This window comes from Thermodesulfobacteriota bacterium (assembly GCA_030583865.1).
Lineage (GTDB): Bacteria > Desulfobacterota > GWC2-55-46 > GWC2-55-46 > GWC2-55-46 > UBA5799.
The window spans coordinates 365,882-378,637 of record CP129479.1 but is presented as its reverse complement, the minus strand read 5'-3'; the positions used below and the strand labels follow the sequence as shown (position 1 = coordinate 378,637).

Here is a 12,756-nt window from a genome sequence, read left to right as displayed (position 1 = left end):
TCAAGGAAGGCCGGGAATAAAAAGCGGAGCATATATGACAATATGTGAGCATTTTTATTCACGGCCTGACACAGAGTCCGGGGAAAAGATCGATTTTTAGAGGTTGCCTTAATCAAGATGTTTCTCCCTACTACGGAAAAAGAGGCCAAGGCGCTCGGCTGGGACCGCCTCGACGTGATACTCGTGACCGGCGATAGCTACATCGATTCGCCCTTCATCGGGGTCGCTGTCATCGGGAAGGTGCTCGTAGACGCGGGCTACAGGGTCGGGATTATCGGCCAGCCCGACATATCCGGCGCGGATATCCTGCGCCTCGGCGAGCCCCTCCTTTTCTGGGGCGTAACCGGCGGCTGCCTGGATTCGATGGTTGCAAACCGCACCGCCTCCGGCCGCCGGCGCGCAAGCGACGACTACACCCCGGGCGGCACCAATGACAGGAGGCCGGACCGGGCCGCGATCATCTACTCCAACCTTATTAGAAGACATTTCAAGGGGACCCGCCCCATAGTGCTTGGCGGCATAGAGGCGAGCCTCCGGCGCGTTGCGCATTACGACTTCTGGACCGACTCCATAAGGAGGTCGGTCCTTTTCGATTCAAAGGCCGACTATCTCCTTTACGGCATGGCTGAGCGTTCGGCTGTAGAGCTTGCCAACCGCCTTAAAGAAGGGAAAGACCTCTCCGATATACGCGGGCTCTGCCGCATCTCGAAAGACCTGCCCGAAGGCGCGGTAGAGCTCCCTTCCTTTGAGGAATGCGCGGCAGAAAAAGATGCCTTCACCAGGGCCTTCCGCCTCTTCTACGCGAATAACGACCCGGCTACCGCACTTCCGCTCGCCCAGGGGCACGGCGACCGCTATCTCGTCCAGAACCCTCCGGCGGAATATCTGACCGGAGAGGAACTTGACCGCGTATACGCCCTCGGGTACGAACGGGACCTCCATCCATTTCACCGGAAGTACGGCGATGTAAAGGCCCTTGAGACGATACGATTCTCCATATCCACGCACAGGGGCTGCTACGGCGAGTGCGGCTTCTGCGCCATAGCCGTCCACGAGGGCAGGCGCGTAAGGAGCAGAAGCCGTGCTTCCATCATTGCGGAGGCGGAGGAGATGGCGAGGCATCCGCTTTTCAAGGGAAGGATACACGACGTGGGCGGGCCATCTGCCAACATGTACGGAAGCGGCTGCACGAGGATGGAAAAAGAGGGCTGCTGCCCGAAAAAGAGCTGCATCTCACCGAATGTCTGCCCGCTTCTTAAGCAGGGGCATGGGGAGCAGATACCTCTTTTGAAGGCGCTCCGTTCGGTGAAGGGAGTAAAAAAGGTGGTAGTCGCCTCGGGCATCAGGCACGACTTGGTGCTCGCGGACAAGAAAGACGGGGAGAGCTATCTTAAGGAGCTCGTCCTTCACCATGTCTCGGGCCAGATGAAGGTAGCGCCCGAGCACACGGAGGGCAACGTGCTTAGCCTGATGGGGAAGCCCGGCTGCGACAAGGACGCGCTCGTGAAATTCAAGGAGCTTTTTTACAGGTTCACAAAAGAGGCGGGGCTGAAGCAGTTCCTTTCGTATTACCTCATGGCAGCCCACCCCGGCTGCTCTCTCGATGACATGAAGAAACTCCGCGCGTTCGCGATAAAGGAGCTCGGCGGGGTCCCCGAGCAGGCGCAGGTCTTTACGCCAACCCCCTCGACCTACTCGACCCTCATGTACTGGACAGGGCGCGACCCGTTTACCGGAAAGCCATGCTTCGTCGAGAGGACCGGCAAGGGCAGGGACGAGCAGAAGGCCGTCCTTTTTGGCCAGGGCTTTGGCGGATATGCCGGAAAAAGAAGGGGTTCAGGGGCAAAGAGACGCGGCCCCAAAGGGGGGCGCTGAATCGGGCTCGGGCTGTCCTTTTCGGGTCCGTTCAAATGGAAAATGGCCTTGACAACCCGGCCTGTTAATATTATTTTGTTGGTTTAGGATTTCGGAAGAAGGCCAGGTAGCTCAGTCGGTAGAGCAGGGGACTGAAAATCCCCGTGTCGGGGGTTCAATTCCCTCCCTGGCCACCATTAAAATCAAGGGGTTAGCTGACATTGGCTAACCCCTTTTCTTTTTGGATTGTATGGTTTTTGTATAGCAGGCTTTTCAGTCAAGGCTCCTACCAATAACTTACAGCTTTAACTTTATGAGAGGGAACAAGGCGAGCGTAGCGGGGAGCATGGTAAAGGCTTTGTAGCCTAAAAGCTCCTTTACCTTGGTAAGTTCTACTCCTGCCATTACAAGTTGACTTGCGAAGGTATGCTGGAGACTTCCCTTCCTTCCATTTTTATGCTGCATGAGTTCAAAAGCAGGTAGGGACAAACATCTTGACATCCTTGGTTGAAACGGTATCTTGGAAGCAAAAATACTGAGGCAGAAAAATTACATGTCCATCAAGCGATTTGGAGTATCACTGGACAATGCCCTCCTTAAGAGGTTCGACACGTCCATTTCCAGAAAAGGGTATGCGAACAGGAGTGAGGCAATACGCGATCTGATACGCGACAGTCTCGTCCAGGAGGAATGGAAAGATGAAGACGGCGTAGCTGCCGTAGGCACCGTTACCATCATCTATTCACACCATTCAAAGGAGCTTCAATCGAAGCTGACCGAGATGCAGCACCGACACCACGCGTCGGTGATTTCGACGATGCACATCCACCTCGATGCACATAATTGCCTCGAAGTATTGGTGGTCCGCGGCGCGCCACGCGAAGTCAGGTCGATTGCGGAGAGCCTGATGTCGGTTAAAGGCGTGAAACACGGAAAGTTTACCGCCACCACAAGCGGAAAGGGGCTTAAGTAGTTTTTTTGCTTCAAATGGGTGGCACGAATTTTGAAATGGTGCTATGATTTTATCGCTTGTCCGGCAGAAGCGATGATAAACATGGAAAGCGGGACAGCTTTCCTGAAAAAATTGGGAGGAGAAGCAAAATGGATTTAAAAAGCAAAACTCTACTGCTTGCCGCTGTGTATTTGTTGACGCCCGCTGCGGCGTATGCCCATACTGGCATGGGGAATGCCCATGGATTCATGCATGGATTCGGACATCCGGCGGGCGGCCTGGACCATGTTCTCGCGATGGTGGCCGTCGGGATATGGGCCGCACAGGCGGGCAACAGGGCGGTATGGGCGGTGCCAACTGCGTTCGTCAGCCTCATGGCTTTCGGGGGCTTTCTGGGCCTGAGCGGCATTGCGGTGCCACTAATCGAGGAGGGCATTGCGACTTCTGTACTGGTTCTTGGGCTCCTTGTAACGGCTGCCGCCAGGTTCCCTGTCGCTCTAAGCGTCGCGATAGTCGGGGTCTTTGCCGTCTTTCATGGACACGCGCATGGTGCAGAGATACCGGGCAGTGCGTCTGGGCTCGCTTACAGCGCCGGTTTTGTTATCTCGACCGCTCTTCTGCATCTTTGCGGCATCGGTATCGGAGTCGCCTTTAAAGCCCTCAACAGGGTCCATCTGGTGCGCTACGCGGGCGGACTGATAGCTGCAGGCGGGGCTTGGCTGCTCTTCGCGTTATAGGGCTGCCTTTTTTTGTCAGTGAGCGTAAGCTATATGCAATAATCCCCCAAGCCGGTATGGTCTGGGGGATTTTTTTGTCCGAATACCGGCACATCTTGGTGCATCTGATATAATAAATATATCCGTTTTAATGAAAAAATGGAGGTCGCCATGGCAAATGTCGCGAGGGATATGGTGGAAAAGGCAGGGATCGACATCGGTCAGTTGCTGGACCTGCTTATAAGAAACGCCTCTGCGGAACTGACGACCTATTATTATTATACGATCCTCAGGGTGAACCTTATCGGCATGGAAGGGGAGGTGGCCAAGGAGATAGCGGAGACTGCCCGCATAGAGGACAGAAACCATTTCGAAGCCCTGGTTCCACGCATCTACGAGCTTGGGGGGAAATTGCCGGACAGCATGAACGACTTCCATGACATTTCAGCTTGCAAGCCGGCCAGGCTGCCGGCAGACCCGAGGGATGTCAAGGCGATACTTAAGGTGCTGGTAGAGGCAGAAAGGTGCGCTGTCAGGGGTTATACGAACATTTGTAACCTGACCGCTGGAAAGGACCATCGTACATACGATCTCGCGCTCTCTATTCTTAACGAGGAGATAGAGCATGAGTCCTGGTTCTCCGAGTTCCTGGGCGAAGGGGCTTCAGGCCACTTTATGAGAAGGGGCGATACGTCTCCATTTGTCTCGAAGTTCCTGAAGTAAAACTCCATTGTGCGTGAAACCTGCTTGCTCCGATTGTATAGTTTTTGTATACCAGATAGACGAAAAAACCACCCAAAAGGAGCGAAAGGATATCCGCTGAAAAGCCACAAAAGGTAGACAGGAGCAAAGGAAAACAAACGGAAGCAAAAGACAGGTGGTGCTCGGAGGAAACCTGAAAATCCCCGTGTCGGGGGTTCAATTCCCTCCCTGGCCACCATCAAAATCAAGGGGTTAGCTGACATTGGCTAACCCCTTTTCTTTTTGGATTGTATGGTTTTTGTATAGCAGGGGTTCCGGTGAGAACGCACTTCAGCGGTCCGTGCCGCTGGACTAAATCAGCGCTCGCGAGTATCCTGTTAAAAGAGAACCCGGCTCAATCAGCTAAAAATACCGAGAATTGAGGAGGATATTTAATGGATCCGTTTCTTCTCGTTGCGATCGAAGAGGCGGAGCGCAGCCTGAATGAGGGTGGCATACCTATCGGCTCCATACTCGTGCATTCAGGCGCCATCGTCGGCCGCGGTCATAATCGTCGCGTACAGAAGGGCAGCGTTATTCTACATGGCGAGATGGACGCGCTCGAGAACGCCGGGCGCCAATCCGCCGCATTCTACCGTGCGTGCACCCTATACACGACCCTTTCGCCATGCTCCATGTGCAGCGGAGCCATCCTGCTCTACGGCATTCCAAGCGTTGTCATTGGAGAGAACCGGTCATTTTTGGGGGAAGAGCATCGGCTTTCAGCCCACGGCGTTAGGGTCCAGGTCCTCCAGGACCAGCGCTGCATCCAGCTTATGCGCGATTTTATCCAGAGCCATCCTAATCTCTGGGCCGAAGACATCGGCAAGTGACAGGTTTTTTTCGGTTCCACCTTACATAATGCGCTCAGCCCGGAATTCAGCTTGAAGCAGCGAAAACGGGGCAAAGAAATCATATTTTCTTCTCAGGGGGTTAAACCTATGGCTAAAAAATGCTTTTTCCCAAGTGTCTTTTTGTACTTACTGATAATGCCCTGCATTTCCTTCGCCCAGTCCCCTTCGGAGAGGGATGCGCAGAGCCTGCTGTACGCATTCATGTCTTACACGGACTTACGAATCAGCTCTGTTCAAAAGAGCCTTGAAATGCTGGCCACAACGAACGAAGCGCGGTCGGGAGATTGGGAGCGCATGAAAACACTTTTCAGCGGTTATCAAAACTCTGAGAAAGGACTCATTATCTGGTATCTCCGCCCTGACGGGGCCTATTACACTGTTGACAAGGGAATCATGGACGAGAAACTGAGCGATAGGGCTTATTTCCCGGACCTCATGGCGGGCCGGACAGTAATCGGCGCCCTTGTTGTCAGCAAAAGTACCGGCCAGCGCTCCGCAGTTATTGCGGTCCCCATAAAAGAGGGAGGGAAGGTAACCGGCGCTGTCGGCGCGACGATCTTTCTCGATAAGCTCTCCGAGCAGATTGCCTATGTTCTTGACCTCCGGACAGGCCTGGCATTTTTTGCCCTGGCCCCGAACGGCCTGACCACCCTTCATAGCGAGACGGACCGCCACTTTCTTGACCCCAGGGAACTTGGAAGCGAGACCCTCAAAAAAGCCGCGAATGAGATGCTGGCAGGCGATTCCGGAGAAGTGACCTACGAGTTCGACAATGCCATAAAAAAAGCGATATACCTGACATCCCCTCTTACACAATGGAAATTCGTGATAATCGTCAGCGCCGTTCCGCAAAATTAGCCGGTATCCGCCTATATGAAGATAACCAGCCATGATGATAAAAAGAGAGGGGGAAGGCATAATGGCGACATTCATCTGACGAGCGAATAGGGGCAATCAAATCCATCTTTTCATTCCCGCCTGGGGTTATAGATCTTCCCACCCATCCTTTTATATTCCTTCAGCACCTTATCGGCTTCGGTCCGGCAGACCTCTTTTTGGACGTCTATGCCGCGCCGGATAAGCGAGCCGGCCCAGTCGTCGACCTTATCGCCCTCGTCAAAACCTATCGCTTCGACATCCTTTTCCGAAGCGCCGTATGCAAGTCTCCTTATTCCAGACCAGGGGATTGCGCCGAAACACATGGCGCATGGCTCCACGCTGGAGACAAGTTCGCACTCAGGCATTCCAGACGCGCCAAGGTCATAATTCCTTGATTTTTCCTGGGCAAGTATCAAGGCCACTATCTCTGCGTGAAGGACTGAACAGTTCAAGAGTTCTACCTGGTTGATTCCAACGGATATCAGCCTGTGAGTACGCATATCGAATACGGCTGCTCCAAAAGGGCCTCCGGTGCCCGCCTCAATATTCTTCCTTGCCAGGTCGATCACAAGCCTCATCCTGTCCTCTATATCCGGATATGACGCTTCCCGGTCCTCAACAAAACCGGCGACCCATTTCGGCAATACAAGTTTCAGTCCTTTGTCGCTCATATCTGCCTTATAACAAAATTATTCACAGATTTAAAGAAAGCGATTCGCTGCACGGCAAGGGAATTTTCGGTGTCGGGGGTTCAATTACCTCCCTGGCCACCATGTAAAGCCGAGGGCCGGGCGATTTTCGCCCGGCTTTTTTCGTTTTCGGATCCGCATTCAGGCCGCCTGGCTTCGGCCCGATTGTCTTTATTTTCCGCTCCTGAAATGCTAATCTTCGAATATTCTCGGGCGTTTCAGAATCACTCACGAGTGTTCCCCGCATGGCTCGAATAGCCTTCATCCAGAACATCGCTTTCGAATATCTCGGGGTCATGTACCTTTCGGCGGTCCTCAAAAGGCACGGGCACGTTGTCGAGATGTTCATCGTGAGCGGCGACGAAGAGAGAGCCCTCGCAGAGATCGCCGCTTTCCGTCCGGATATTGCGGGCTTCCCCTGCACCACGGGCGCGCACATCTGGGCATTGAAGTTCGCCTCCAGGCTCAAGAAGGCCGCGCCTGTGATGACGGTCTTCGGCGGCGCGCACGCGACATACTTCCCCCAGGTCATAGAGGAGGAGCCTGTAGACGCCGTTTGCAGGGGCGAAGGAGAGTACGCGCTCCTTGAACTTGCCGAAAGGCTCGACAGGGGAGAGGACATCCTCTCCATCCGGAACTTCTGGTTCAAGACGAAAGACGGGATTACCAGGAACGAGCCGCGACCCCTTATCGAGGACCTTGACGAGCTGCCATTCCCGGACAGGACCCTTTACGCAGGCAAATATCCTTTCCTGAACCGTTCCCAGAGGGCCTTTATCGGCGGCCGCGGCTGCCCGTTCGACTGCACCTTCTGCTTCAACCACGCGCTCATAAAACTTTACAAGGGTAAGGGCAAGGCCGTCCGGTACAGGAGCGTTGACAACCTCATAGCCGAGATAAATGAGGTGCGCTCCTCAACCAGCCTCCGGACCGTCTACATGCAGGACGACACCTTCATCCTCAATAAGCAATGGTTCGCGGAGTTCGCCGCGAAATACCCGAAAGAGGCCGGCCTCCCGTTCATCTGCCTGGTCAGGGCCGATCTTGCGGACGAGGAGACCATTAAAGGGCTAAAGCGCGCCGGGTGCAAGAACGTCTTTTTCGGGGTCGAGACCGGGAGCGAAGACCTCCGTAACTCGCTCCTGAAAAAGAAGGTGACCGACCAGGAGATAGTAAATACCGGGAGGCTCCTAAAGAAATACGGCATAAGGTTCAGGACCTACAACATACTTGGCCTCCCCGGAGAAACGCTTGAAGACGCCTTCAGGACGGTTGCCATAAACGCCGAGATAAAGACCGACTATCCCTGGTGCGCCCTGTTCTACCCTTTCCCGGGCACCGAGCTTGCGGAGTACGCGCGCGAAAAGGGCCTTCTCGATTCCTCGGCCGACTGCGCGAACCCGTCATTCTTCAAGGAAAGCGTGCTCAAGTCTCCCCATAAGAACGAGCTCATAAACCTGCAGAAGCTCTTTTTTTACGGGGTCAAGTTCCCGTTCCTCCTTCCGCTCATAAAGCGGCTCATACGGCTCAGGCCGAACTTCTTCTTCAACCTGGCGTTCCTCGCCTCTTACGGCTGGTGCTTCCTCCGGAGCGAGAACCTTAAGCTCTCCGAGATGATTTCCGTTGGAGTGAGGAACGTGCGCGGCTTTTTCTTCGCGAACCCAGGAGGAGGGGAATAAAGCCCCTCTCTCCACTTCCGGGCGTCAAGTCTCAAACAAGCGCTGCGCTCAAAAACCGCCCCGTCCTTCTCTGCTATACTCAGATACATATCATTCAAAAGGGGGCCGACATGAGAAAAACATGGCTTTTAGCCGTATTTTTCATAGCAGGTCTTTCCTCCGGCGCGTACGCGACCCAGTATGAGTTCACAACCATAGAGGTGCCGGGCGCATTATGGACGAGCGCGAACGGGATAAATAACCTCGGGCATATAGTCGGAACATACTCGGACGGGACCGGCTCGCACGGATTTGTCTACGACGGCGCCGGATACCTCACCATAGATTATCCGGGCAGCGGCGGCAATACGGGCATAAAGGACATAAACGATTCCGGCAAGATGGTAGGCGAGTACAATAACGGCCATAACTACCGCGATTTCATCCTTGATGGCAGGGGTTTTTCGACCCATTCGTTCCCTGGCAACACCGAGACCTCGATTAACGGGCTTAACGACGCGGGCGTTGCCGCCGGAGGCTATTATGACTGGCCGACAAACAGCTCGAATGGCGTCCTGTACGAAAAGGGGGCCAAGGTGGTATTTCCGAACACCACGATATTTATGGATGTGAACGATTCCGGGCAGATGGTGGGCTACGACCCGGATTTCTGGATCTCCTATCTCTATGACGGCAAGGACCTGAGCCAGATAGTCTTCGGCGATTCGCCTTACGGCCTGGACATATGGGCAAGGAGCATAAACGACTCCGGGTATGTCGTCGGAAGCTATATGGAAGGCGGCTTCCTCTTCGATAGCGCCAATGGCCGCGTAAGCACGATAAATTATCCGGGCGCGGCCTATTCAGGCCTTTCAGGCATCAACGACCTCGGCTATCTGGTCGGGAGCTATACATTCAATGAGAGGGGGTACGGTTTCCTCGCGGTCCCCATCAAAAAGACTGCCGTGCCAGAGCCTTCGCCCTTTGTCCTTTTAGGGTTCGCGATGGCCGCCGTATGTTCTTACGGATTTTTGTTCGGCAGGGCATGGGAGCGGCTTTGATTGAAATTCTTACGGGCGGGGATTGAATTCACCGGAACGCATTTCGGCGGGGAACGGCTGGTAATATTTCAGGCTTAAAGAAGAGGCCCGGAGCATGACTGCCGCTTATTAGACCTCCCGGAATGCGTTCCGTCTATTCCTCAATGCATATAGCTACAAAATAACAAACAATCCTGCTCGAATACTCTGGAGTAAGCTCGTCAAATTTCACTCATCTTATTTCAGCAAGAAGATAGAATCCTTCTAACAGGGTGCGTAAAATTCGTTAGGCTGCTCAAAAAGCTCCAGATGCGAGGCGTCGAGAAGCGAGGAATGAGGCGTATTTTTGTATACGCCGCAGTGACGAGCGACGAAGACAACGAAGCAGATGGACTTTTTCAGCAGCCTGCTAAGCATGGAATACCAGCACCGCGCATTTCGCATGGCGCACGACATAGGCGCTGACGCTCCCGAGCACCATGTCCTCAAGTATGCCTCCGCCCCGCTTCGAGACCACCAGTATGTCGGGCTTCTTGTTGGTTTCGGCCTCGAGTATCATCTTCCTCGGGTCGCCGGTCGCGAGGATCGCGTCCACGTCGAACCCCTTGCCGATGATGTGCTTGGCCGTCCGCATCAGGAAATCCTGCCCCTCCGAGCGCTGCTTCTCGAATATCGCCTCGTTTTCCATGCTGGCGTCGGCTGCCCCCTCGACTACCGTAAGGAGGATTATCTCCGGCTTGGCCAGCTTGAAAAGCTCCAGGGTCTTATCCAGCGCCTTCCGGGCGTTTTCAGAGCCGTCATGGCAGAAGAGTATCTTCATATGTCCCTCCGATAAAGGTTAAGGCTATTATAAGACAAAACCGAATTCCTTAAAAGAGGGTTGCGGCAGCCGGGCATTGCGCCTTCACTCCCGGCTGCGAGTCCGTGGCTGATGGCCTCGCGGCCTGAGCCGGTTCGGGAAGGTTGAACCTTCCCGCATAAAGCTCCGGCATATTTCCAACCCCCACTTGACGGGAGTGGAATTAAAGAGGTTTAGTTTCTTTTCACCCCCTCCCTGCCTCCCCAATGGGGAGGGACAAATACGGTCACGGCAAGCTTGCCGTCTCAGGCACAAAGAGAGAAAGGAGACGCGCTCACTCCAATATCCTCACCTTCATCTCGACCCGCTCCTCAGGAAGGTTCGGATAGCCCTCGTCTTTAGGAAGGGCGGCAATCCTGTCGGCCACTTCCATGCCGCTTGTGACCTCGCCGAATACGGTGTATTCGCCGTCAAGGGAGCTGGAGTCCTTGAGAACGATGAAGAACTGCGAGGCCGCGCTGTCCGGGTCGTCCTCGAACCTCGCCATCGAGACGATGCCCCTTTTGTGCCGGACGTCACTAAACTCGGCGGGAACCGTCCAAGGCAGGACGGTCCGGCCGTACCTGCTTTTTCTCGGGCAGCACCCGGTATACTTCCCGGAGTTGGCCTTGGTGTAAGGATCTCCGCCCTGAATTTTAAAGCCCGGCACTGCCTCGTGGAAGATCGTGCCGTCATAGAAGCCCTCTTTCGCGAGCCGGACGAAATTTTCGACGTGCTTCGGCGCTATATCGGGGAATAGCCGTATCTCGATACTCCCGTAAACCGTCTCGATTATAGCCCTTTTTTCCCTTTTTGAATCCCCTTCCCCTTCTTCCGCGATTGCCAGGAACGGCACAGCCAGCATAAAAAATAGTAGAAAAAATAATGCGATTCGTCCTTTCATGCCCTCCTCCGATAGAGTAAAAAATATTAAGGAATATCTGATTGATTCGCAAATGGTTGTCATTCTGAGCGTAGCGAAGAATCTCGTAGTTGGAAAATCAGCAAGTTACGAGACTCTTCGTTCGCTTCGCTCTCTCAGAATGACAGAAAACGGAATCAATCAGACCTTCCTTAAATTGAATTATGAGGCCTAAAGGGTTCCTCAAGCTATGCTGGGAATATACGCCTACAAACGGGCCTGAAACATGCTTTTTGTCATGTTTTGGCTTTTTCGAGGGGAGAATGATGATCGTCTTTGTTCGGGAGTGGGGGAAAGGGATTTGCAAGGAGAGGAACGGGCCGGTATCGTTTTTTGCTTACCAATCTTGAATCCCGCAGGTGGAATCGAACCGACATAGAGGCAAATAAATACTTATTCATCTTTCTAATTTCCCTGACTCAGGCATGGTGAACAGACCATTTACTTGAGGACAGCGTATAATTTTTTAAAAAAAGAAGATATAATACCAAAAAGAAAAACAAAAAAAACAAGTACTAAGAAAAATAATGACATCCCTTTAAAATAAACCCCTATCCTTGGAATTAATTTCTCTACCTCTGAAATAATTCTTTGGTTTTCGGGAATTATAAAAAATAAAAATGCAAATAGTGCAAAAAGGGAAGAAAGATTAAGTTGCCTTTGCAATTCGTCTTTTTCTGTCTCGGTAGGGATTAGAACATCAAATGACGCACTATTACGAGGGCTTTCCTTCCAATAATAAATTACAAATTTTTCTTTTCTCTTCTTCAGCTTTTCGATATATTCTCGCCACATATCATTTTCTTCGAGAAATCTTACATATTTAATTTCTTTTGTATCTTCAAGTCTCACACGAAAGCTCACAGGTTGGATTAAAAAAATTTGAATGGTTTTAATTGGTAGCAATTTTTTATACTTATTTAAAGCATAATAATCAAAGCGCCTTAGTTCATTAAATCTAAGATCAAATAGGATTTTTTGATTCAAAAATTTTTCGGCAATATATATATTATCTGATTTCTCTACATCAATTTCTAATCTGAATCTCACATACACATACAGCACTTCTTTTCCCGAAAAAAAAAGCTCACTCTTTTCTGAATCGATTTTTTCTAAATCCAATTTTATCGTGATCTCTTTTTTATTCTCTAAAATATTTAATTTTGGTTTAATTAATAAGAAACAGACCCCTGATCTAAAAATTTTATTGCAAATTACGTGCTCTGTTGATTGATCAATATTTTGCGTTTCTTTTATTTCATCATTAAATAAAAGCCTCAGGATTTCATCTTTCTTCAAATTTTCGTATAAGTCCACTTTATAATTATTTTTTATCGCAAAAGGAGCAGATAATGAGAACGTTAAGCTACTTTCATTAATTAAAAGTTCTTTTTTCATTTTCAACATGAGACCGATTTCTTGATAAATAGTTTTTTTATTAAAAAGCCAAATATTTACATGCAATTTCTCAATTTCAATCTCCTTGTTTTCATCATTTTTTATAAGAAAAGCATTTCCCATAATCAAGCTCCCCAAAACAAATAATTAAAGACAGACAAGGCACCACTCAAGGATTGCTAATCAGCGCACAAATCTTTTCATAGACCAATGAT

At 51.5% G+C, this 12,756-nt stretch carries 12 protein-coding genes and 1 tRNA gene; 9 read left to right on the top strand and 4 right to left on the bottom strand.

Annotated features, from left to right (window positions below):
* Positions 1 to 117: 117 nt before the first annotated feature.
* From QY316_01795 to QY316_01765, 7 genes are all read left to right on the top strand, one after another.
* The gene (locus QY316_01795) at positions 118 to 1,875 is read left to right on the top strand and encodes a YgiQ family radical SAM protein (GenBank protein ID WKZ33164.1); all 1,758 of its coding nucleotides are present in this window, start codon (positions 118 to 120) and stop codon (positions 1,873 to 1,875) included.
* Between the two features lie 100 nt (positions 1,876 to 1,975).
* Positions 1,976 to 2,051: transfer RNA gene (locus tag QY316_01790), tRNA-Phe, on the top strand.
* Positions 2,052 to 2,407: 356 nt separating this feature from the next.
* Entirely contained in the window at positions 2,408 to 2,827 is a 420-nt protein-coding gene (gene nikR, locus QY316_01785; protein WKZ33163.1) for a nickel-responsive transcriptional regulator NikR, read from the top strand.
* Positions 2,828 to 2,955: 128 nt separating this feature from the next.
* On the top strand, positions 2,956 to 3,543 hold the full coding sequence (locus QY316_01780; GenBank protein ID WKZ33162.1) for a HupE/UreJ family protein: 588 nt from the start codon (positions 2,956 to 2,958) through the stop codon (positions 3,541 to 3,543).
* A gap of 150 nt (positions 3,544 to 3,693) precedes the next feature.
* On the top strand, positions 3,694 to 4,245 hold the full coding sequence (dps, locus tag QY316_01775) for a DNA protection during starvation protein (GenBank protein ID WKZ33161.1): 552 nt from the start codon (positions 3,694 to 3,696) through the stop codon (positions 4,243 to 4,245).
* A 413-nt stretch (positions 4,246 to 4,658) separates the two neighbouring features.
* Positions 4,659 to 5,096 carry a nucleoside deaminase gene (locus QY316_01770; GenBank protein ID WKZ33160.1) on the top strand — a complete coding sequence of 146 codons (438 nt, stop codon included), beginning with the start codon at positions 4,659 to 4,661 and terminating at the stop codon, positions 5,094 to 5,096.
* Positions 5,097 to 5,204: 108 nt separating this feature from the next.
* The gene (locus tag QY316_01765; protein ID WKZ33159.1) at positions 5,205 to 5,975 is read left to right on the top strand and encodes a hypothetical protein; all 771 of its coding nucleotides are present in this window, start codon (positions 5,205 to 5,207) and stop codon (positions 5,973 to 5,975) included.
* Positions 5,976 to 6,085: 110 nt separating this feature from the next.
* On the opposite strand, the gene QY316_01760 is transcribed toward QY316_01765, so the two are convergent.
* Positions 6,086 to 6,667: a nucleoside deaminase gene (locus QY316_01760; GenBank protein WKZ33158.1), complete on the bottom strand. Its 582-nt coding sequence runs from the start codon at positions 6,665 to 6,667 to the stop codon at positions 6,086 to 6,088.
* A 263-nt stretch (positions 6,668 to 6,930) separates the two neighbouring features.
* Here QY316_01760 and QY316_01755 point away from each other — a divergent pair, with 263 nt between their 5' ends.
* A complete protein-coding gene (locus QY316_01755) occupies positions 6,931 to 8,364 on the top strand; it encodes a radical SAM protein (protein ID WKZ33157.1) in 1,434 nt (477 codons plus the stop codon).
* Between the two features lie 110 nt (positions 8,365 to 8,474).
* Positions 8,475 to 9,404, top strand: coding sequence for a hypothetical protein (locus QY316_01750; protein ID WKZ33156.1), 930 nt, complete (start codon positions 8,475 to 8,477; stop codon positions 9,402 to 9,404).
* Between the two features lie 388 nt (positions 9,405 to 9,792).
* On the opposite strand, the gene QY316_01745 is transcribed toward QY316_01750, so the two are convergent.
* From QY316_01745 to QY316_01735, 3 genes are all read right to left on the bottom strand, one after another.
* Positions 9,793 to 10,203 (bottom strand): universal stress protein, encoded by a 411-nt coding sequence (locus QY316_01745; protein WKZ33155.1) that lies wholly within the window; start codon positions 10,201 to 10,203, stop codon positions 9,793 to 9,795.
* A 313-nt stretch (positions 10,204 to 10,516) separates the two neighbouring features.
* Positions 10,517 to 11,125, bottom strand: a complete 609-nt coding sequence (locus QY316_01740; GenBank protein WKZ33154.1) for a peptidylprolyl isomerase — start codon at positions 11,123 to 11,125, stop codon at positions 10,517 to 10,519.
* Positions 11,126 to 11,584: 459 nt separating this feature from the next.
* Positions 11,585 to 12,664 carry a hypothetical protein gene (locus tag QY316_01735; GenBank protein WKZ33153.1) on the bottom strand — a complete coding sequence of 360 codons (1,080 nt, stop codon included), beginning with the start codon at positions 12,662 to 12,664 and terminating at the stop codon, positions 11,585 to 11,587.
* Positions 12,665 to 12,756 lie beyond the last annotated feature (92 nt).